Origin of the sequence: Actinomadura sp. NPDC048394, assembly GCF_040651755.1 — a bacterium.
Taxonomy (GTDB): Bacteria; Actinomycetota; Actinomycetes; order Streptosporangiales; family Streptosporangiaceae; genus Spirillospora; species Spirillospora montaniterrae.
In genome coordinates, this window is the sequence record NZ_JBEZJL010000074.1 from 18,304 (window position 1) to 37,231 (window position 18,928).

The window sequence follows — 18,928 nt, forward strand, 5'->3', positions numbered from 1 at the left end:
CTCCTCCTCTTGTGTCCCCGAGGAATCAGGTGGTCAGAGCCTTGTTCAGGACGGATTCGGACGCGGTCTCCACCGCGTCGATCTCCGGCCCGAGGAAGCGCCGGCCGAGCTCGGCGAACACGCCGGGGTCACCGGTCGCGCGGAACCGGTGCCGTGGCCGGGGCGTCCCCTCGTCGCGGGCCAGCCCCTGGTCGTGCAGCACTCGATACACGTCCTTGGCGGTCTCGTCGGCGCTTGACACCAGTGTGACCCCGTCGCCGACGACATACGAGATGACGCCGGTCAGCAGTGGGTAATGCGTGCAGCCGAGGATGAGGGTGTCGCAGCCCGCGTCCACGATCGGCCGCAGGTACCCGCGCGCCGCGTCCAGCAGGTCCGGGCCCATCGTCACGCCCGCCTCGACGAACTCGACGAAGCGCGGGCACGCGGCGCTGACCAGCTCGATGTGCGGGGCGGCGGCGAACGCGTCGTCGTAGGCGCGGCTCGTGACGGTGGCGTTCGTCGCGATCAGCCCGACCCGCCCGTTGGAGGTGGCGCGGGCCGCGCGCCGGGTCGCCGGGTTGATCACCTCGACGACCGGGACGTCGTAGCGCTCGCGGGCGTCGCGCAGCATCGCCGAGCTGGCGCTGTTGCAGGCGATCACCAGCATCTTCACGCCCTCGTCGACGAGCCGGTCCAGCATCTCCAGCGCGAACGCGCGGACCTCGGCGATGGGGCGCGGCCCGTACGGCTGGCGGGCCGAGTCGCCGAGGTAGACGATCGGCTCGTTCGGCAGCTGGTCGAGGATGGCGCGGGCCACGGTGAGGCCCCCGAACCCGCTGTCGAAGATCCCGATCGGAAGGTCCGACCGGCCACCGGAAGAGAGGTCCATCGCGTCGAGGTCGCCGGTCGCTGACATGGTCCTACAGGCTAGGCGACTTACCCCCGTACAGGTGCGTCATGCGTTGGACATCACACCGTCATCCGTTGGAAAACGCTCCAGTTCACGGGATGCGCGCGTGATCCCGTCGCCGGGCGCGCGAAACGCCGGTCCAGCGTGTCACTCCGGTCACTTCTTGACGCCGATGCCCACCCGGGCGATCTGCCGGCTCTGCGCGACGAGGCGTCCGGTGGAGTCCCACACCTCGACCTCCTCGTCGAACCAGCCGTCCGACAGCAGCCGCCCGGTGCCGTGCACGGCGAGCCAGCCGGGCGCGGGGACGGCCCGCATGTGCCAGGTGAGCTCGACGGTCGGCGCCCAGCCCTTGGAGCCGAGGTTCAGCGCGACGGGCGGCAGCGCGTCGACGGTGAGGGCGAGGGAGACGGCGTCCGGGCCGTAGCCGTCGCGGAGCCGGAACCAGGCGCGGATCTCCGGCCGGCCGCTCGGCGTGCCGTCCAGCCAGCCCATCGTGGAGCGGTCGAAGCGCATGTCGACCTGCCCGGCGAAGCCCTCGGTGCCCTCGTCCGGCAGCATGCTGGTGCACTCCTCCAGCGGCGGGACGGGAACGGCGGGCGCGGGCCCGGCGAACACGGGCTCGGCGGCGGCGCCGAGCGTGCCGGTGGTGATCAGCGCCTCCACCACGGGGCGCCCGTCCTGGACGAGGCCGACCAGCGAGGTCGCGGCGGTGCGGCCGGCCTTGCGGGTGTCGACGACCAGTTCCGCGCGGCCGGGCTTGGCGGGACGCAGGAACGTCGCCGCGGTGGAGATGGGGTGCTCGTGCGGGGAGGCGTCGACGGCGGCGCGGTCCAGGACGGCCATCAGGTAGCCGCCGTTCAGCGCCTCGGCGAAGCCGAAGTCGCCGTCCAGGTCGACCTCGTACCGGCCGTCGCCGATCCGCTTCACCGCGGTGGCCGCCTCGAACCCGCTCATCCGTCATCTCCCGGGGCGTCCGGCGGGCGTCCACCCGGCCGGCACGGTTCTAGAATCACGTTCGAGTATGAACTGTACCGCGCCGGCCGGGAGCGGCGCCGTGGCCGGGATCACGCCGCCCCGGCCTTGGCCCCCGAAGCGGGGCCCGTGTGGAGCGTCAGGCCCAGAGCTGGCCTTCGAGGCGCGCCTCGGCCTCCTCCAGGGTGCCGCCGTACGCGCCGGTGGACAGGTACTTCCAGCCGCCGTCGGCGACGATGAACACGATGTCGGCGCGCTCGCCCGCCTTCACCGCCTTGTTCGCCATGCCGATCGCGGCGTGCAGCGCGCCGCCGGTGGAGATCCCCGCGAAGATGCCCTCCTGCTCCAGCAGCTCGCGGGTGCGGCGCAGCGCGTCCCGCGACCCCACCGAGAACCGGGTCGTCAGGACCGAGTCGTCGTACAGCTCGGGGATGAAGCCCTCGTCGATGTTGCGGAGCCCGTACACCAGCTCGCCGTACCGCGGCTCCGCCGCGACGATCTTCACGCCGGGCACCTGCTCGCGCAGGTACCGGCCGACGCCCATCAGCGTGCCGGTGGTGCCGAGGCCCGCGACGAAGTGCGTGACCGACGGCAGGTCCGCGAGGATCTCCGGGCCCGTCGTCTCGTAGTGCGCCTGCGCGTTGGCCTCGTTCCCGTACTGGTACAGCATCACCCAGTCGGGGTTCTCGGCCGCCAGGCCCTTCGCCACCCGGACGGCCTCGTTCGACCCGCCCGCGGCGGGCGAGGAGATGATCTCCGCCCCCCACATCTCCAGCAGCTGGCGGCGCTCCGCCGAGGTGTTCTCCGGCATCACGCACACCATCCGGTAGCCGCGCAGCTTGGCGACCATGGCGAGGGAGATGCCGGTGTTCCCGGACGTCGGCTCCAGGATCGTGCAGCCCGGCGTCAGCAGCCCGTCCTTCTCCGCCTTCTCGATCATGTAGAAGGCGGGACGGTCCTTCACCGACCCGGTCGGGTTGCGGTCCTCGAGCTTCGCCCAGAGCCGGACGTCCTCGGACGGCGACAGCCGCGGCAGCCCGACCAGCGGGGTGCCGCCGAGCGAGTCCAGCAGCGAGTCGAATCGCATGTGCGCTCGTCCCCGGCCCGGCTCAGCCGCCCGCGACGGCCGGCAGGATCGTCACGCCGTCGCCGTCGGAGACCTCGGTCTCCAGCCCGCCGAGGAACCGGACGTCCTCGTCGTTGAGGTAGACGTTGACGAACTTGCGCAGGCCCTTGTCGTCCACCAGCCGGTCGCGCAGGCCGGGGTGGCGGGTGTCCAGGTCGGCGAACAGCTCGTCGAGCGTGCCGCCCTTGCCCTCGACGGCCTTGGCGCCGTCGGTGAGGTTGCGCAGGATCGTCGGGATCCGGACCTCGATCGCCATCGCGATGATCTCCTTTGGTCGTACGGGGCTCCCCGCCCTCTGCGTCACAACCGGGCGGGCAGCGGGGGAATTCCGGGCAGGATCAGCGCGTCGGCGAACAGTCGTAGACGACCTCGGCGCGCGAATGCCCGAACAGGAAGCTCTGTACGGGTGGCACCGCGGAGCACGGGACGCGGCGCCGCACGCCCGTCACGTCCCCGCTCGTCCACATGTCGACCAGTTTACCGGCCGCGTCCGGCCCGCTCCCCACCGCCATCGACCCGGTGACCCCGGCGATCAGGCGTCGTAGGTGTCGACGACGCGGACCTCTTCCTCGGTCACCTCGCCGTCCACGATCCGGTACGACCGGAACTCCTCGGTGTCCTCGTCGCGGGTGGACACCAGCACGTAGTGCGCGTTCGGCTCCGACGCGTAGGAGATGTCGGTGCGGGACGGGTACGCCTCGGTCGCGGTGTGCGAGTGGTAGATCACCACCGGCTCCTCGTCGCGGTCGTCCATCTCCCGCCACAGCTTCAGCTGCTCCTGCGAGTCGAACCGGTAGAACGTCGGGGACCGCTCGGCGTTCGTCATCGCGACGTACCGGACGGGCCGGTCCGACCCGATCGGGCCGGCGATGATGCCGCACGCCTCGTCCGGATGGTCGGCGCGCGCATGCGCGACGATCTTCTCGACCAGGGCACGCTCGATCGTCAGCATGCCCCGAAGGCTACCGCCCCCGCCGCCGCGTCCCTCACCCGTGGTCCAGCCGGATGTGCATCCGCACGCGGGTGCCGTGGGCGCCGGTCCTGATCTGCACGATGTGGCAGAGCCGGCGCACCGCCCACATCGCTCCGTCGGCGCCCCGCCCGGCCGGCGCGCCCGGCGCCGCCTGCCCGGCGGACGGCGGCGGGCCGGGCGGCGGCGGGGTGTAGCCGAGGAACCGGTCGGCGAGCATGCGGCCGGGGTCGGCCAGCTCGCAGACCAGCTCGCCCGACCGCGCCCACAGCAGCGCCGAGCCGCGCCCGCCGCCGGCCCGGATGATCATCGTGGCGACCTCGTTGACCGCCAGCACGAACGGCAGCGTCCGGCCCTCCGGCAGCCCGAGCCGCGCCGCCTCGGCGGCGAGGAACGCGCGCAGCGACGGCAGCCCGCCCGCGCCGAACGTGCGGTGCGCGGCGGACGCCGGGGGCGGCGGGAGCGGGCCCGCGTTGCACTCGGCGTAGAACTCGGCCGGGTCGGTGTACTCGGGGCTCGGCCGCGGGCCGTCCGGGCCGACCAGCTCCGGATGCGTGCGGGCCATCGCGTCCAGCACCGGCGGCGGCAGCGCCACCGCGTCGTACGCGCACATGATCATGGTGGGGGTGCCGGCGAACACCACGTTCAGCAGCGACTCGTGCCGCTGCCACTCGCGCGTCTCCAGCGGCGTCAGCCCGTCCCACACCGGCTCGGCGAGCAGCCGCAGCCGGCCGCGCGGCCACCAGTCGGCGCGCATCCGGTCGTGGTAGCCGGCCAGCGCCCGCATCGGGCCGCCGAACCAGTCGGCGGAGTCGATGAACTCGATCCCCGCGCGGGCCTGCGCGCCGAGCCGCTCCCGCAGCGTCGCCCGGACCGGCTCGGACGCGATCACCACGACCGCGTCGCCCGCGACGCACCCGGCCTCCAGGTACGGGACGGCGGTCTGCGCCAGCTCGCGCGGCCACCCGTACGGGACGGCGCGGTGCACCAGCACGCCACCGCCGCCGGCCTGCGGCGGCGCGTCCGGCGCGAGCCCCCGCGCCTGCGGCGGCCCGGCCCCGGGGGCGGTCACCGGACCCCCTCGTGGACGATCCCGGGCGCACCCTCCCAGCCGGTCACGCGCATCATCATCTCCACGCAGCGGGGCGCCGACCGCAGGACGACCAGCCGGTCGGGCACGATGCTCCACTCGTTCACGCCGACCAGCGCGCGCAGCCCCGCGAGGTCGCAGAACTCCACACCGGCCAGGTCCAGGCACACGTGCGCGGCGCGACCGTCGAGCCCGCGCAGCGCCGCCAGCAGCCCCGGCAGCGTCGACTCGTCGATGGAGCCGGACAGCCGGAGGCCGGGCGGCGCGAACAGCGGATCGATCCGCAGCACGCCGTCGTCGAAGACCGCGCCGGCGCCGACCGGCCCGCCGTGGCACGCCTCCAGCGCGCCGAGCCCGCCGGGCCCGAACCAGTGCCGGTCGAACTGGCACAGCGCCATCGCGTCCCCGGCCGCGGCCACGGCGCGGCCCACGGCGTCCTCGAACGCCGCGAACCCGGCGGTGCCGGGCCAGCCGCGCGACGACGGCGACGCCTCGACGCTCACCCGGACCCCGGCGCGCCGGCCAGGCCCGCCGGCCGCCGCGATCACCTCGCCGGGCGGGCGGCCCGAAGCCCCGGGCACGGCCAGCCGGCCGTCGTTGACCGCCGCGAGCAGGTCGGGGGCGTCCGCCGCGAACAGCGCCCGCAGCCGGTCCCGCACGGCGTCCGCGGGCTCGCCGTCGGCCAGGTGGACGAGGGCGTGCCCGGCCCGCAGCCCGGCGCGCAGGTAGGCGGCCAGCACGGCGTACCGTTCCGCGCCGTTGTCGTAGGCGAGGAAGAAGTGGTCGCCGAAGCGCATCTCGCCGACCGCCGCGCGGTGCCCGACCGCCATGCGCGAACCGTCCCTCCGCTCAGCCGGTCCGTTCCTCGACCGACACTCCCGACCGCGCGAGCAGCCCCGACTCGCGCAGCCGGCCGGCGAGCTCGGGGTCGGCGCCGCGCAGCAGCAGCCCACGGCCCAGGCCGAGGCCCGGATTGTCCGCGTCGGCCAGCAGCCGCAGCCCGGCGTCGTCGCAGCGGGTCAGGCCGTGCAGGTCCAGGCAGAGCAGCCCCGCCGTGGACGCGACCGACGCCAGCACCTTCTCCGCGGCCGGGCCGGTCTCGGCGTCCAGCACCCCGGTCAGCGCCGCGCCCGGCGGCGTGAACGTCGGCGTGATGCGCAGCGCGCCGTCGTCGTAGTGGTCGTTCGCCCGGACCCGGCCCATGTGGCCGGCCTCCAGCTCCGCCAGCCGCGCCTCGTCGAACCAGCGGCGGTCGAACTGGCAGATCGCCATCGCCTTCAGGTCGGTGGTCATGAACACCTGGTCGAGCATCCGCTCGAAGTCGCCGTGCCGCTCGGTCCCGGGCCAGCGGCGCAGCGAGAACCGCGCCTCCCCGGCGATCCGGACCCCCGAGTAGCCCTGCACGAGCGCGAGGTCGATCTCCGTGGCCATCAGCGCCAGGCTCTCGTCCGGGTCGAACCGGCCGCTGGCCAGGAACGTCTCCTCGGCGGTGCGGACGACGAAGTGCCCGGCGTCCATCGCGGCGGCGAAGTCGAAGCCGGTGTCGTCCTCGCGCGGGGGGCCGACGGTGTCGGGCCCGCCGTCGCCGCCGCCGAGCCACGCGGCGACGTCCCGCGCGGGCACCGCGTCGGAGATGTAGATCACCTTGTGGTTCGCGCGCACCCCGTCGCGGACGTAGGCGGCCATCACGGACCGCCGTTCGGCGTCGCTGTCGAAGAAAAGGCACAGGTGGTCGCCGAGCTCCATCGAGCCCACGGACTTGCTGTGACCGGTCTCTGCCGGCATCGCGGCCTCCGGTTGGCGTAAGGCCCGCCTTCCGCGGCGGGACTGGCGGCGTCCCCTCGCCCTCCAGTGGACACCACTCAGGGCGTCCGCGTCCCGACAATCGGTGATGCCGCCGATGGCCGGGTGCGGACGGGAACGCCCGCCCGGCGGCCGGACCGGCTCCTACCAGAGGGCCCGGACGAGCCCTTCCTGCAGCATCGTCAGCCAGTCGTAGGCGGCGAACATCGGCGTCCGCGGGTCGCGCGGGTCGAGCTGCTCGGCCTCCTCGTACCACTCCTCGCTGATGTCCAGCCGGGTGCCGAGCGCGAGCCGCACGTCGTTCAGCGCGCGCAGCCAGATCTGCGCCTGCTCCTTGTCGAGGACGATGTCGGCGCCCGGGTCCTTCAGCGCGTCCAGCACCGTGCGGGCCGCTTCGCGCTTGCCGTCGCGCAGCCCCATCTCGGTGTAGCGGCGGAACTCCCCCGCCGCCTCGCCGTCCTCGCGGTAGGCGTCGGGGAACAGCCGCGCCAGCACCGGATCGTCCGGCTTGACGGCGTTCTCGGCGATGCCGACGGAGGCCAGCTCGCCGTCCTCGCCCGGGACGTCCCCGAGGAGCGTGACCAGCTGCTCCATCAGCGCCCGCACCAGCGCCGCCTCCTCCGGCTCCAGCCGGACGACGACGCCCTTGCGGGTCTTCTTCACGTTGCTCATCGGATCGCTCCGCCCAGAAGGCTTCGGTGGCTCCCGAGGGGGGACGGCGGCCCCGCACCCCCGGAACGCCGTTCGGGATCGGTTCAGTCGTCCCGCTTGACGGTGGCCCACAGCCCGTAGGAGTGCAGGATCTCCACGTCCCGCTCCATCTCCTCGCGGGTGCCCTTGGCCACGACGGCGCGGCCCTTGTGGTGGACGTCCAGCATCAGCTTCTCGGCCTTGCTCTTCGGATAGCCGAAGACGGTCTGGAACACGTACGTGACGTACGACATCAGGTTGATCGGGTCGTTCCAGACGATCGCCAGCCAAGGCCGGTCGGCGCGCACGTCCTCCTCGGCGTCGGGCCGCTCCAGCTCGACGGGTGCGGGCGCCGTGCTCATGAGCTCGCTCCGCCCGGCGTGCTCGGCAGCCCCGCCTCGCCCGCCCTGCTCGTGACGCTCATCGGCCGCGTCTCCCCCTTTCCCCGCGTTGTCGGTCCGCCCACGGCACCCGATGCTATGCGCCCGCGCGCCGTCCGGGGCGATCTTCACCGCGCCCGGTGTGATCTGCGCCGGGTGCGGCGGCCCGCACCTCCATGGTGCCCGCACCTGGCCTTAGGGTTCCACCTGTGGACGTTGACGACGGAACCGCCCTGCTCACCGACCAGTACGAGCTGACGATGCTGCAGGCCGCGCTGCGCAGCGGCACGGCCGGGCGGCGCGCGGTCTTCGAGGTGTTCGCGCGCAGCCTGCCCGCGGGCCGCCGGTACGGCGTCGTCGCGGGGATCGGGCGGCTGCTGGACGCGATCGAGGCGTTCCGGTTCGACACCGCGGAACTGGAGTTCCTCACCGCGAACGGGATCGTCGACGACCCGACGGCGCAGTGGCTGGAGAAGTACCGCTTCTCCGGGAACGTCTGGGGTTATGCCGAAGGCGACTGCTACTTCCCGGAATCGCCGATCCTGGTGGTCGAGGGGACGTTCGCCGAGGCGGTCCTGCTGGAGACCGTCGTCCTGTCGATCCTCAACCACGACTGCGCGATCGCGTCCGCCGCGTCCCGGATGGTGCATGCCGCGCAGGGCCGGCCGATCATCGAGATGGGGTCGCGCCGCACCCACGAGCGCGCCGCCGTCGCCGCCGCCCGCGCCGCCTACATCGCCGGGTTCACCACCACGTCCAACCTGGAGGCGGGCCGCCTCTACGGCGTCCCCACCGCCGGGACGAGCGCCCACTCCTTCACGCTCCTGCACGACAGCGAGCGGCACGCGTTCGAGGCGCAGCTGGCGTCGCTCGGCGACGGGACGACGCTGCTGGTCGACACCTACGACGTCGAGCGGGCCGTCCGGACGGCCGTGGAGCTCGCCGGGCCGTCCCTCGGCGCCGTCCGGATCGACAGCGGCGACCTCGGCGTGGTGGCCCGCCGCGTCCGCGAGCAGCTCGACTCGCTCGGCGCGCACGACACCCGCATCGTGGTGACCGGCGACCTCGACGAGTACGGCATCGCCGCGCTCGCCGCCGCGCCCGTCGACGGGTACGGGGTGGGGACGTCCCTGGTGACGGGGTCCGGCGCGCCGACCGCCTCGCTCGTCTACAAGCTCGTCGCCCGCGCGGACGCCCCGGACGAGGCCGCGGCCATGCGCCCGGTCGCGAAGCGGTCCACCGGCAAGCCCAGCCGCGGCGGCCGCAAGTCCGCCGTGCGGCGCGTCGACGCGCACGGCACCGCCTACGCCGAGACGGTGTCGATCGGGGAGCCGGTGCCGGGACGGCGCGACCGCGTCCTGCACGTCCCGCTGGTCCGCGACGGGGAGATCGTCAGACGGGAGTCGCTGCGGGACGCCCGGGACCGGCACGTCCGGTCCGTCGCGGAGCTGCCCCCGACGGCGCTCCAGCTGTCCAAGGGCGAGCCCGCCGTGCCGACCGAGTTCGTCGAGGGCGGCCCGCGCGCCTGACGGCGCCCGCGGAAGGGCACGGGCGCCGCTGGGGTAGCGTCGACGGCGGGGAGACACCGGTAGAGGAGCGGTCATGGGCAAGAAGGCTCTGATCATCGTGGACGTGCAGAACGACTTCTGCGAGGGCGGGTCGCTCGCCGTCGCGGGCGGCGCGGGCGTGGCCACGGCCATCTCCGGCCACGTCGCCGAGCGCGGCGGCGGCTACGCGCACATCGTCGCGACCCGCGACTTCCACCTCGACCCCGGCGACCACTTCTCCGACCGGCCCGACTTCGTCGACAGCTGGCCGCCGCACTGCGTGATCGGCACCCCCGGCGCCGACTTCCACCCGAACCTGGCGCTCGCCCCCATCGAGGCCGTGTTCAGCAAGGGCCGCGAGACCGCCGCCTACAGCGGCTTCGAGGGCGTCTCCGACGACGACGTCCCGCTCGCGGACTGGCTCGCGTCCCGCGGCGTCGACGCCGTCGACGTCGTCGGCATCGCCACCGACCACTGCGTCCGCGCCACCGCCGTCGACGCGGCCCGGGCCGGCCTGCGCACCACCGTCCTGCTCGACCTGACGGCGGGCGTCGGCAAGGCCACCGTCGACCGCGCCCTGGACGAGCTCGGCCGCGAGGGCGTCGCCCTCTCCGGCGACCCGGTCGTGAGCGGCTGAACGTGAGCAATCCCCCCGATATCGAGGTCATCCTCATCGCCGGCGTGTCCGGCAGCGGCAAGAGCACCGTCGGCGGCCTGCTCGCCGAGCGCCTCGGCTGGGACTACGCGGAGGCCGACGCGTTCCACTCCCCCGCGAACGTCGCCAAGATGCGGGCCGGGCATCCGCTGACCGACGCCGACCGCGCCCCCTGGCTGCGCGCGATCGCCGCGTGGATCGACGGCCGGCTCGACTCCGGCCGGCCCGGCGTCGTCAGCTGCTCCGCGCTGAAGCGCGCCTACCGCGACCAGCTGACCGGCGGCCGCCCCGCCGTCCGCACCGTCATGCTCGACGGCGACCGCGACGTCATCGCCGAGCGGATGCGCAAGCGGCACGGCCACTTCTTCGGCGCCGGCCTGCTGGACAGCCAGTTCGCCGACCTGGAGCGCCCCGCCCCGGACGAGCACGTCCTGACCGTCCCCATCACCGACTCCCCCGACGAGACGGTGGCCCGCATCATGAAGTCCCTGGACCTGTCGCCCAAGCACTGACCGTGCTCGAACGCGGTGCCCTCGGCGTCAGGCGCGCTTGGCGGCCCATTCGCGGATCTTGCCGATCCGCTTGCGGATCTCCTCCGCGCTGGCCTGCGGGACGGGCGGCCCGCCGCACGCCGAGCGGAGCTGGCTGTGGATCACGCCCTGCGGCTGGCCGGTGCGGTGGTTCCACGCGTTGACCAGGCCGTTCAGCTCCTTGCGCAGGGCGTGCAGGTCCTCGGCGGCGGTGCGGTCGGCGCGCGGGTCGCCGGTCTTGCGCCGCCGCTCGCTCGCGATCTGGTCGGCCTGCCGCTTGCGCAGCAGCTGCGTCACCTGCTCGGGCTCCAGCAGCCCCGGGATGCCGAGGAACTCCTCCTCCTCGGCGGAGCCCGGCTGGGCCTGCATGCCGAACTCGCCGCCGTCGTACAGCACGCGGTCGAACGTCGCGGACGCCTCGACGGTCTCGAACGGCAGCTCCTCGCCGACGTCCGGGGTGTCCTGCCTGCGGTTGGCCTCGGCGAGCAGGTCGTCGTCGAGGCCGTCCTCGCGGACCGGCCGGTCGAGGACGTGGTCGCGCTCCTCCTCCAGCTCGGCGGCGTGCCCCATCAGCGTCGGCACCGACGGCAGGAACACCGACGCGGTCTCGCCGCGCTTGCGGGCCCGGACGAAACGGCCGATCGCCTGCGCGAAGAAGAGCGGCGTGCTGGTGGACGTGGCGTACACGCCGACGCACAGCCGCGGGATGTCGACGCCCTCCGACACCATCCGGACCGCGACCATCCACCGGTCGTCGGTCTCGCTGAACGCCTTGATCTTCTTCGACGCGGTCGGGTCGTCCGACAGCACGATCGTGGCGCCCTGCCCGGTGACGGCGCGGAGCATCTTGGCGTAGGCGCGGGCCGTCTCGTGGTCGGTGGCGATGACGAGGCCGCCCGCGTCGGGGATGACGCGGCGCAGCTCGGTGAGGCGGCGGTCGGCGGCGGCGATGACCTGCTTGATCCAGTCGCCCTTGGGGTCGAGCGCGGCCCGCCACGCCTGCGCGGTCTGGTCCTGGGTGAGCGGCTCGCCGAGCGTCGCGGTGATCTCGTCGCCGGCGCGGGTGCGCCAGCGCATCTCGCCCGCGTACGCCAGGAAGATCACCGGCCGGACGACCCCGTCGGCGAGCGCCGGGCCGTAGCCGTAGGTGTAGTCGGCCTGGCTGCGCTTGATCCCGTCCGGGCCCTCCTCGTAGCGGACGAACGGGATCGGGTTGATGTCGGTGCGGAACGGGGTGCCCGACAGCGCGAGCCGCCGCGTCGCGGGCTCGAACGCCTCCCGGACCGCGTCGCCCCAGGACAGGCCGTCGCCCGCGTGGTGCACCTCGTCGAAGATCACCAGGGACTTGCGCGACTCGGTGCGGTTGCGGTGCAGCGCCGGGCGGGCCGCGACGGTCGCGTAGGTGACGGCGACGCCGTGGAAGTCCTTGCCGACCGGGCCGTCGCCGTTCTGGTACTCGGGGTTGATCTTGATGCCGACACGGGCGGCGGACTCGGCCCACTGCCGCTTGAGGTGCTCGGTCGGGCAGACGATCGTGATCGCCGCGATGATCCGCCGCTCCAGCAGCTCCCGGGCGAGGCGCAGCGCGAACGTCGTCTTGCCGGCGCCGGGCGTCGCGACGGTGAGGAAGTCGCGCGGGCCCGGCTGCTGCCCGTCCGTCCCGAAGTAAGCCTCCAGCGCCTGCTGCTGCCAGGCGCGCAGGGACTGCGCGGTCCCCCAGGCGGCCCGCTCGGGGAACGCGGGGGGCATGCTCGATGCGGCGAAGGTGCTCACGGTCATAGCAGGCTACCGAGCCCCACCGACAGATCGCGCCGCCCCCGCCCCTCCTGTGCCGCGATCCACACCGCCGCGCGCCCGCGCGCCGCGCCGCTAGCGCCCATGCCCCGGCGCCCGGTACGCGGCCCACACGGCACGGATCCGGCGGCCCTGACCTGGAGTGAAGCTTCGCATGCACGAGTCGAACCCGTAGTTCATGAAGTTGTGGACGGGGTCGTCGCCGCGCTGCGGGCAGGTGTCCTTGTAGTGAGGGCATCCTTGCGCGGGCGTCGCCTCGTACGGGGTGTCGGACACCCCGTCGCCGGGCGGCGTGCACCCGCCCTGGAAGGTGTGCAGCAGCCCCAGCCAGTGCCCGATCTCGTGGACGGCCGTGTAGCCGCGGTTGAAGCGCCGGTACGAGCCGCGCGGAAGGCTGCGGTAGTCGACCACGACGCCGTCCATCCGCGGGCTCTTGCGGTACCACTGCGGGAAGGTCGAGAACCCGAGGACGTCGCTGCCCACGGAGGCCGAGTAGAGGTTGAGGGTGCCGCGCCCGCCGCGGCGCAGCCTGGGCTTGAAGCGGCTCTGGTACTTGCGCGGGTGGTAGAACCAGGACGCCCTGTTCGTCACGTCGTAGCCGGCGAGCCGGAACCTCACGCCGGTGTCGGCGCCGCCCGTCCGCCCGCTGTACGCCGCGTTCAGCGTGGCGATCTGGCCCTGGACGGACGCACCGGACAGCCGTCCCGCGCGTCCGGCGGCGAGGGCGTGGAAGCGGACCGGGATCACGAGCGTCCGCCGCCGCGCCGTGTCGAAGCGCCGCTCGTCCGCGGTCCCGTACCGCTCGCGGAGCGTCCTGCTCAGGTCGCCGAGCATCGCGGCGACCTGGCCGCGGGTCAGCTCGCCGTCCCGGTCGCGCGGGTGCGCCACCCGGGCCGCACCGCCCTGCGCGCAGCCGTCCCTGCCTGCCGTGACGGCCTTGCCCGCCGCCAGGGGCTTGCCTGCCCGGACGGTCTTGGCCCGCGCACGCGGGCCGTCACTCATCGAACTCGACGCCACACACACCGTGACCGTCAGTGCGCACAGCGAAACCCCGGCGAACCGCCGCATCTGTCCCCCGTATGTCCCCGTTTGGAAAGCTGAACTGGAAAAGCGGGCGCGGAAAGGCGAAGGCCCCGCGGTGGCGCGTCCGCCCTGCCGGCGGACCCCGACCGCGGGACCGTCACGGGCGCGCGCGGACCCCCCGGTCCGGCGCCCTCATCCGGCTCTCAGCCGGCCGTCACTCGTCGCCCTTGTCCCCGCCCGGCTGCATGGACTCGTAGATCTCCTTGCACTCCGGGCAGACCGGGTACTTCTTCGGGTCCCGGTTCGGCACCCAGACCTTGCCGCACAGCGCGATCACCGGCGTGCCGGTCACCGCGCTCTCGGTGATCTTGGCCTTCTTCACGTAGTGGGCGAACCGCTCGTGGTCGCCGTCACCGTGCGAGAGGTCCGGCCGGACGTCCTGCTGGGTGTCGCTCTCGGGAAGGATCTTCGTACTCACGTCCATCACCTTAGTTCAGCGTCGGGTCCTCGGGGAAAGTGGAGACGAACGCCAGGTCACCGCCCTGGCGGCGGAGCACCTCCTGCCACAGCCGGTCCGGGTCCCCGGCGAACACGTCGCCCGCCTCCGCCGGCACCAGGTACCACGCGCCGTCCTCGATCTCGCCGCGCAGCTGCCCGGCCGACCAGCCGGCGTACCCGGCGAACACGCGCAGCTGCAGCACCTCCGGCGCGAGCAGCCCGGGCGGGGCCTCCAGGTCGACCAGGCCGACGCGGGCGACCTCGGAGCCGCCCTCCAGCGCCCGCCAGCCGAGCGGCTCGTCCTCGCCGGGCAGGCGGGCCAGGGCGAGCGCGTTGTCCAGCGCGACCGGGCCGCCCTGGAACACCACCGACGGCCCCGTCACCAGCTCGGCCCACGGCGGCAGCACCCGGTCGACCGGAATCTCGGTCGGCCGGTTCAGGACAACCCCCAGGGTGCCCCCGTCGACATCGTGCTCGACCACCAGGACGACGCTGCGCCTGAAGTTGGGATCCTCCAGCTGAGGTGTCGCGACCAGCAGAAGCCCCACCCTGATGCCGTCTTCCATGGGTTCCATCATGCGTTGCGCGGACCTCCCACGGCACGTCCCCCCGCTCGTTAGCCTGTTAGGCATTCCTAGCGATGGGGATATCGGCACCACAACCGCCTAGGTTAAGAATGATCCCGGATCACCCGGCGCCCGCTCAGCCCCCCACGGGCCAGGAGGACAGCGATGCAGTTGCCCAGGGTCATCATCGCCGCCGTGTTTCTCGTCATCGGCGCACTGATCGCCGTACCGGCCCTGATGAAGTCATCGGGCTCGGGCGCGCGCGCGTCCTCCACCACGTCGACGTCGGCGAGTCCCAGCCCGAGCGGCACCGGGACGTCGCCCACCCCGACGAAGTCGGCGCACAAGCCGTCGAAGACCCCGACGAGCACGGCGGCGCCGCAGCCCGTCTCCGCCACCATCGGGTCGGTGTCGTGCCCGTCGCGGTCCGTCCGCGTCACCGTCCGCAACACCGGGACGCAGCGCGAGGACTTCACCGTCCTGAAGAACGACGACTCCGCCACGGTCCCCGCGACGGTCGCGGCGCACGACAGCAAGACCGTCACGGTCGAGCTGAAGGAGGACCGGCGGACGCTCGTCCAGGTCGACTGGGCCAACAAGCAGATCGAGACCCGCTCGCTCACGGCCAACTGCAAGCACGCGGGCGCCGCGCCGCACAAGACCACGCCGACGAAGCTGCCGCACACCGGCCCGGACACCGTCCTGTGGGCCCGGGCCGCGACCGGCGTCGGCGTGATGCTCACCGGCGTGGTCATCTTCTGGTACGGCGGGATCTGGCCCCGCCGCCGCGACCAGGTCTTCGCGAAGAAGACCACCGACTAGCCCGCTCCGGAGCCGGAGCCGGAGCCGGGCGGAGCGGGGCGGGTCAGGCCTCGGTGCGGGGACGGCCGCCGGCGGCCTCGCGGACGGCGCCCGCGACGCGCGACGCCACGTCCGGGTGGAACACGCTCGGCACGATGTAGTTCGGGCCCAGCTCGCCCGGCGTCACGACCTCGGCCAGCGCCTGCGCCGCCGCCGCCAGCATCGCCTGGGTGACCCCGTCGGCCTGCGCGTCCAGCAGCCCCCGGAACACGCCCGGGAACGCCAGCACGTTGTTGATCTGGTTCGGGTAGTCGCTGCGGCCCGTCGCGACGACGGCGGCGTGCTCGCGCGCCTCGTCCGGCGACACCTCCGGCTCCGGGTTCGCCAGCGCGAACACGATCGCGCCGTCGTTCATCGTCGCGATGTCGTCGCCGTTCAGGATGCCGGGCGCGGACACCCCGATGAACACGTCCGCGTCCTTCACCGCGCCGCGCAGGTCGCCGGAGTAGCCGGCGGTGTTGGTGTGGTCGGCGATCCAGCACAGCGAGTCGTCCAGGTCGTCGCGGCCCTTGTGCACCGCGCCCCGGTAGTCGCAGACGATCAGGTCGCGCGCGCCGGCGTGCATCAGCAGCTTCAGGATCGCGGTGCCCGCGGCGCCCGCGCCCGCCATCGTGATGCGCACGTTCCCGATGTCCTTGCCGACGACCCGCAGCGCGTTGGTCAGCGCGGCCAGCACGCAGATCGCGGTGCCGTGCTGGTCGTCGTGGAACACCGGGATGTCCAGCAGCTCGCGCAGCCGCCGCTCCACCTCGAAGCAGCGCGGCGCGGAGATGTCCTCCAGGTTGATGCCGCCGAACGCGGGCGCGAGGATCTGCACCGTCCGGACGATCTCGTCGGTGTCCTGGGTGTCCAGGCAGATCGGCCACGCGTCGATCCCGGCGAACCGCTTGAACAGCGCCGCCTTGCCCTCCATCACCGGCAGCGCCGCCTCCGGGCCGATGTTGCCGAGGCCGAGCACCGCCGACCCGTCGGTGACGACCGCGACGCTGTTGCGCTTGATCGTCAGCCGGCGGACGTCCTCGGGGTTGCGCGCGATCGCGAGCGACACCCGGGCGACGCCGGGCGTGTACGCCATCGACAGCTCGTCGCGGTTGCGCAGCGGCACCTTCGACTGCATCTCGATCTTGCCGCCGAGGTGCATCAGGAAGGTCCGGTCGCTGACCTTGTGGATCTTGATGGAGTCGATCTTCTCCAGCGCGCTCGCGATCGCCTCGGCGTGCTGGGTGTCGCGGGTGGCGATCGTCACGTCGATGCGCAGCGTCTCGTGCCCCGCCGTGTTGACGTCGAGGGCCGTGACGATGCCGCCGGCGTTCTCGACCACGTGCGTGATCTGGCTGACCGCCTTGCCGCCGGCCGGGACCTCCAGCCGGACGGTGATGGAGTACGAAACGCTGGGCACGCTCGCCACGACAACCTGCTCCCTCTTGCTACCGGGTACGTCCTCGTCCCGGCCGCCACGTCCCATGGGGGCACGGGACGCCCGGGGGCCGTCGCCCTCTCCGCCTGCGGCTCACAGCGCCCGCGCCGCGGCCGCGATCAGGTCGACGGCGGCGGAAGCGGGCAGCCTCGTGGTGTCGATCACGAGATGGTAGAGCCGCGGATCGGCGGGGTCGGCCCCGTAAAAGTGCTTCACGTAGGCCGTGCGGGCGCGGTCGTTGTCATCGAGCATACGCTCAACATCGCGGTCCGGCGTCCCGGTCGCCCCACCCGGACCCCGCGTCCCGCCCGCGGCGCGGCCACGGCGCCCGGCCGGCGCCGCCGTCCCGCCCGGCGCCGCCGTCCCGCCCGGCGCCGCCGTCCCGGCCGACCCAGCCGTCCCGGCCGCGGCGGCCTTCGCCAGCTCGTACGCGGCGACGGCCAGCCGCCGCTCCCGCGGCCCGTCCAGCCGGACGTGCAGCACGCCCGGCAGCCCGGCCAGCACGACCGCGGCGGCGCGGCCGAGCAGCACGCCCCCGCCGTGCTCCGCCGCCTGGTGGATGACGCGCTCGGTGTGCTCGACGAACTCCTCGGGACGGATGATCGCCTGCTCGGGGAGGTAGACGTCCATGGCGCCGAGCGCGACGTTCGGCAGCCGCGCCGCGCCCGCGAGGATGCGGCCGATGCCGCTCTCGGCGCGCCCGTCGTGCGCGAGCGCCTCCTCCAGCGTGCAGCCGATCTCCCCGGCGACCTGCACGGGTATGGCCCGGTCGAGGAACGGCAGCGCGAGGCGCTCGGCGACCGCGGGGCCGACCACGTCGCCCCGCGCGCCGAACGCGGCGGAGATGGTCACGACACGAGCGCTCACACCGCACTACATGCCCGATTCGGCGCGCCCCAACGGCCCGGACGCGCCGCAATCCCAAGCGGGCACGGCGGTTCGGCGCCCCGCCGCCGCGCGAGCGCGCCGGGCCGGGCTCGTCAGAACAGCGCCGACTGGAGCGAGCGGCGGGCCTTGGCGACGCGGGGGTCGTCCGGGGGCAGCAGCTCGAACAGCGACAGCAGGTGCGTGCGGGCCGCGTCGCGGTCGTCGCCCGCGCTGCCGCGCACCGCGGTGAGCAGCCGCCCGAACGCGTCCTCGATCCGGCCGGACACCATCTCGACGTCCGCGGCGTGGATCTGGGCCTGCACGTCGCCGGGCTTCTCCGCCGCCTCCTGGACGGTGCGGTCGGGGTCCAGCCGCTCCACGCGCAGGCTCAGCTCGACGAGCGCGAGGCCCTGCTTGGCCTGGCCGTCCCTCGGGTTCCCGGCGAGGATCCGCTCGAAGGCGGCCTTCGCGCCGTCGAGGTCGCCGCGCTGCAGCGCGTCCTCGGCCTCGGAGTACACCGACCCGGCCGGGGCCGCGGCCTCGCCGGCGGCGGCCTCCTCGCCCGGCGGGGGCTCCGGCAGGATGCCCTCCTGGCGCAGCGCCTCGAAGAGCTGGTCGATCGCCTGCCGGACCTGCGGCTCGGGCGCGGCGCCGTTCAGGAACGGCAGCAGCTGCCCGGCGACGACCGCCGCGACGAACGGGATGCCGCGCACGCCCATCTGCTGCATGTACGCGCCGAGCTGCGGGTTGGCGTCGATGTCGACCTTGGCGAGGATCCACTTGCCGGCCGCCTCGGTGGCGAGCTTCTCCAGGATCGGGCCGAGCTGCTTGCACGGGCCGCACCAGTCGGCCCAGAAGTCGACGAGGACCGGGACGGTCTGCGACCGCTCCACGACCTCGGTGTTGAAGGTCTGGTCGGTGACGTCCACGACGTACGGCCCGCCGGCGGGCGCGCCGCCGGCCGGGCCGCCCGCGGGCGCGGCACCGGCCTGCGCCCGGCGCTCCTGCTGCTTCCTGGCGGCCGCCTGGCGAGCCCCCAGGTCAATGGCCCCGTGCAACGAAAAGTCCCGAGAAGGCATGGGTCCATCCTGCCCCATGACCGGCCCGGTCCGTGCGCCCGTCCGCTCGGAGCGGACCGCCGCGCGCGCCGGGCGCCGCCGGCGCCGCCGCGGGCCGCCGACCGCGACGCCCCGTTCCGAGGGATGCCAACGCAATTGTCCGCCTTTTTTGAATTCTCACCTTCG

22 protein-coding genes are annotated in these 18,928 nt (G+C 73.8%); 4 read left to right on the plus strand and 18 right to left on the minus strand.

Going from position 1 to position 18,928, the window contains the following annotated elements; genetic code table 11:
- Nucleotides 1–25: 25 nt before the first annotated feature.
- From murI to clpS, 11 genes are all read right to left on the minus strand, one after another.
- Entirely contained in the window at nucleotides 26–898 is an 873-nt protein-coding gene (gene murI, locus AB0C78_RS39080; RefSeq protein ID WP_360758310.1) for a glutamate racemase, read from the minus strand.
- A 150-nt stretch (nucleotides 899–1,048) separates the two neighbouring features.
- The gene (locus tag AB0C78_RS39085; RefSeq protein WP_360758312.1) at nucleotides 1,049–1,849 is read right to left on the minus strand and encodes a thioesterase family protein; all 801 of its coding nucleotides are present in this window, start codon (nucleotides 1,847–1,849) and stop codon (nucleotides 1,049–1,051) included.
- Nucleotides 1,850–2,006: 157 nt separating this feature from the next.
- Nucleotides 2,007–2,954 carry a cysteine synthase gene (locus AB0C78_RS39090; protein WP_360758314.1) on the minus strand — a complete coding sequence of 316 codons (948 nt, stop codon included), beginning with the start codon at nucleotides 2,952–2,954 and terminating at the stop codon, nucleotides 2,007–2,009.
- A gap of 22 nt (nucleotides 2,955–2,976) precedes the next feature.
- Nucleotides 2,977–3,249 carry a MoaD/ThiS family protein gene (locus AB0C78_RS39095; RefSeq protein WP_151547004.1) on the minus strand — a complete coding sequence of 91 codons (273 nt, stop codon included), beginning with the start codon at nucleotides 3,247–3,249 and terminating at the stop codon, nucleotides 2,977–2,979.
- A gap of 82 nt (nucleotides 3,250–3,331) precedes the next feature.
- Nucleotides 3,332–3,460, minus strand: coding sequence for a hypothetical protein (locus AB0C78_RS39100; RefSeq protein WP_360758316.1), 129 nt, complete (start codon nucleotides 3,458–3,460; stop codon nucleotides 3,332–3,334).
- Between the two features lie 65 nt (nucleotides 3,461–3,525).
- Nucleotides 3,526–3,945 carry a M67 family metallopeptidase gene (locus tag AB0C78_RS39105; protein WP_151547003.1) on the minus strand — a complete coding sequence of 140 codons (420 nt, stop codon included), beginning with the start codon at nucleotides 3,943–3,945 and terminating at the stop codon, nucleotides 3,526–3,528.
- A 34-nt stretch (nucleotides 3,946–3,979) separates the two neighbouring features.
- Entirely contained in the window at nucleotides 3,980–5,035 is a 1,056-nt protein-coding gene (locus tag AB0C78_RS39110) for a sensor histidine kinase (protein ID WP_360758319.1), read from the minus strand.
- The gene (locus AB0C78_RS39115; RefSeq protein ID WP_360758321.1) at nucleotides 5,032–5,883 is read right to left on the minus strand and encodes an MEDS domain-containing protein; all 852 of its coding nucleotides are present in this window, start codon (nucleotides 5,881–5,883) and stop codon (nucleotides 5,032–5,034) included. Before AB0C78_RS39115 ends, AB0C78_RS39110 begins: the two co-directional genes overlap by 4 nt.
- A 19-nt stretch (nucleotides 5,884–5,902) precedes the next feature.
- Nucleotides 5,903–6,838 carry an MEDS domain-containing protein gene (locus AB0C78_RS39120; protein WP_360758323.1) on the minus strand — a complete coding sequence of 312 codons (936 nt, stop codon included), beginning with the start codon at nucleotides 6,836–6,838 and terminating at the stop codon, nucleotides 5,903–5,905.
- 162 nt (nucleotides 6,839–7,000) lie between these two features.
- Nucleotides 7,001–7,528, minus strand: a complete 528-nt coding sequence (locus tag AB0C78_RS39125; protein ID WP_360758325.1) for a DUF2017 domain-containing protein — start codon at nucleotides 7,526–7,528, stop codon at nucleotides 7,001–7,003.
- Nucleotides 7,529–7,611: 83 nt separating this feature from the next.
- Nucleotides 7,612–7,908, minus strand: coding sequence for an ATP-dependent Clp protease adapter ClpS (gene clpS, locus AB0C78_RS39130; RefSeq protein WP_151546078.1), 297 nt, complete (start codon nucleotides 7,906–7,908; stop codon nucleotides 7,612–7,614).
- Between the two features lie 227 nt (nucleotides 7,909–8,135).
- Here clpS and AB0C78_RS39135 point away from each other — a divergent pair, with 227 nt between their 5' ends.
- From AB0C78_RS39135 to AB0C78_RS39145, 3 genes are all read left to right on the plus strand, one after another.
- Nucleotides 8,136–9,455 (plus strand): nicotinate phosphoribosyltransferase, encoded by a 1,320-nt coding sequence (locus AB0C78_RS39135; protein WP_360758327.1) that lies wholly within the window; start codon nucleotides 8,136–8,138, stop codon nucleotides 9,453–9,455.
- Nucleotides 9,456–9,528: 73 nt separating this feature from the next.
- On the plus strand, nucleotides 9,529–10,110 hold the full coding sequence (locus tag AB0C78_RS39140; protein ID WP_360758329.1) for an isochorismatase family protein: 582 nt from the start codon (nucleotides 9,529–9,531) through the stop codon (nucleotides 10,108–10,110).
- A gap of 2 nt (nucleotides 10,111–10,112) precedes the next feature.
- A complete protein-coding gene (locus AB0C78_RS39145) occupies nucleotides 10,113–10,640 on the plus strand; it encodes a gluconokinase (RefSeq protein ID WP_360758331.1) in 528 nt (175 codons plus the stop codon).
- Between the two features lie 27 nt (nucleotides 10,641–10,667).
- On the opposite strand, the gene AB0C78_RS39150 is transcribed toward AB0C78_RS39145, so the two are convergent.
- The 4 genes from AB0C78_RS39150 to AB0C78_RS39165 form a co-directional block, all read right to left on the minus strand.
- On the minus strand, nucleotides 10,668–12,407 hold the full coding sequence (locus tag AB0C78_RS39150) for a DEAD/DEAH box helicase (RefSeq protein ID WP_360758380.1): 1,740 nt from the start codon (nucleotides 12,405–12,407) through the stop codon (nucleotides 10,668–10,670).
- 120 nt (nucleotides 12,408–12,527) lie between these two features.
- Nucleotides 12,528–13,454, minus strand: a complete 927-nt coding sequence (locus AB0C78_RS39155) for a zinc metalloprotease (RefSeq protein WP_360758333.1) — start codon at nucleotides 13,452–13,454, stop codon at nucleotides 12,528–12,530.
- A gap of 235 nt (nucleotides 13,455–13,689) precedes the next feature.
- Entirely contained in the window at nucleotides 13,690–13,959 is a 270-nt protein-coding gene (locus tag AB0C78_RS39160) for a DUF3039 domain-containing protein (protein ID WP_151546083.1), read from the minus strand.
- A 4-nt stretch (nucleotides 13,960–13,963) separates the two neighbouring features.
- The gene (locus AB0C78_RS39165; RefSeq protein WP_151546084.1) at nucleotides 13,964–14,539 is read right to left on the minus strand and encodes a YqgE/AlgH family protein; all 576 of its coding nucleotides are present in this window, start codon (nucleotides 14,537–14,539) and stop codon (nucleotides 13,964–13,966) included.
- A gap of 165 nt (nucleotides 14,540–14,704) precedes the next feature.
- Here AB0C78_RS39165 and AB0C78_RS39170 point away from each other — a divergent pair, with 165 nt between their 5' ends.
- Nucleotides 14,705–15,361, plus strand: coding sequence for a hypothetical protein (locus tag AB0C78_RS39170; protein ID WP_360758336.1), 657 nt, complete (start codon nucleotides 14,705–14,707; stop codon nucleotides 15,359–15,361).
- A 43-nt stretch (nucleotides 15,362–15,404) separates the two neighbouring features.
- Here the strand turns inward: AB0C78_RS39170 and AB0C78_RS39175 are convergent, their stop codons facing one another.
- The 3 genes from AB0C78_RS39175 to AB0C78_RS39185 form a co-directional block, all read right to left on the minus strand.
- On the minus strand, nucleotides 15,405–16,808 hold the full coding sequence (locus AB0C78_RS39175) for an NAD-dependent malic enzyme (protein ID WP_360758338.1): 1,404 nt from the start codon (nucleotides 16,806–16,808) through the stop codon (nucleotides 15,405–15,407).
- Nucleotides 16,809–16,910: 102 nt separating this feature from the next.
- Nucleotides 16,911–17,684: a cytidylate kinase-like family protein gene (locus AB0C78_RS39180; protein ID WP_360758340.1), complete on the minus strand. Its 774-nt coding sequence runs from the start codon at nucleotides 17,682–17,684 to the stop codon at nucleotides 16,911–16,913.
- A gap of 113 nt (nucleotides 17,685–17,797) precedes the next feature.
- Nucleotides 17,798–18,742 carry a tetratricopeptide repeat protein gene (locus AB0C78_RS39185; protein WP_360758342.1) on the minus strand — a complete coding sequence of 315 codons (945 nt, stop codon included), beginning with the start codon at nucleotides 18,740–18,742 and terminating at the stop codon, nucleotides 17,798–17,800.
- Nucleotides 18,743–18,928 lie beyond the last annotated feature (186 nt).

What these genes read in the sequence shown, in the direction of transcription:
- murI (WP_360758310.1), bottom strand. Translation starts at nt 898, where the DNA reads ATGTCAGCGACCGGCGACCTCGACGCGATGGACCTCTCTTCCGGTGGC.
- AB0C78_RS39085 (WP_360758312.1), bottom strand. Translation starts at nt 1,849, where the DNA reads ATGAGCGGGTTCGAGGCGGCCACCGCGGTGAAGCGGATCGGCGACGGC.
- AB0C78_RS39090 (WP_360758314.1), bottom strand. Translation starts at nt 2,954, where the DNA reads ATGCGATTCGACTCGCTGCTGGACTCGCTCGGCGGCACCCCGCTGGTC.
- AB0C78_RS39095 (WP_151547004.1), bottom strand. Translation starts at nt 3,249, where the DNA reads ATGGCGATCGAGGTCCGGATCCCGACGATCCTGCGCAACCTCACCGAC.
- AB0C78_RS39100 (WP_360758316.1), bottom strand. Translation starts at nt 3,460, where the DNA reads ATGTGGACGAGCGGGGACGTGACGGGCGTGCGGCGCCGCGTCCCGTGC.
- AB0C78_RS39105 (WP_151547003.1), bottom strand. Translation starts at nt 3,945, where the DNA reads ATGCTGACGATCGAGCGTGCCCTGGTCGAGAAGATCGTCGCGCATGCG.
- AB0C78_RS39115 (WP_360758321.1), bottom strand. Translation starts at nt 5,883, where the DNA reads ATGGCGGTCGGGCACCGCGCGGCGGTCGGCGAGATGCGCTTCGGCGAC.
- AB0C78_RS39120 (WP_360758323.1), bottom strand. Translation starts at nt 6,838, where the DNA reads ATGCCGGCAGAGACCGGTCACAGCAAGTCCGTGGGCTCGATGGAGCTC.
- AB0C78_RS39125 (WP_360758325.1), bottom strand. Translation starts at nt 7,528, where the DNA reads ATGAGCAACGTGAAGAAGACCCGCAAGGGCGTCGTCGTCCGGCTGGAG.
- clpS (WP_151546078.1), bottom strand. Translation starts at nt 7,908, where the DNA reads ATGAGCACGGCGCCCGCACCCGTCGAGCTGGAGCGGCCCGACGCCGAG.
- AB0C78_RS39140 (WP_360758329.1), top strand. Translation starts at nt 9,529, where the DNA reads ATGGGCAAGAAGGCTCTGATCATCGTGGACGTGCAGAACGACTTCTGC.
- AB0C78_RS39150 (WP_360758380.1), bottom strand. Translation starts at nt 12,407, where the DNA reads ATGCCCCCCGCGTTCCCCGAGCGGGCCGCCTGGGGGACCGCGCAGTCC.
- AB0C78_RS39155 (WP_360758333.1), bottom strand. Translation starts at nt 13,454, where the DNA reads ATGAGTGACGGCCCGCGTGCGCGGGCCAAGACCGTCCGGGCAGGCAAG.
- AB0C78_RS39160 (WP_151546083.1), bottom strand. Translation starts at nt 13,959, where the DNA reads ATGGACGTGAGTACGAAGATCCTTCCCGAGAGCGACACCCAGCAGGAC.
- AB0C78_RS39165 (WP_151546084.1), bottom strand. Translation starts at nt 14,539, where the DNA reads ATGGAAGACGGCATCAGGGTGGGGCTTCTGCTGGTCGCGACACCTCAG.
- AB0C78_RS39170 (WP_360758336.1), top strand. Translation starts at nt 14,705, where the DNA reads ATGCAGTTGCCCAGGGTCATCATCGCCGCCGTGTTTCTCGTCATCGGC.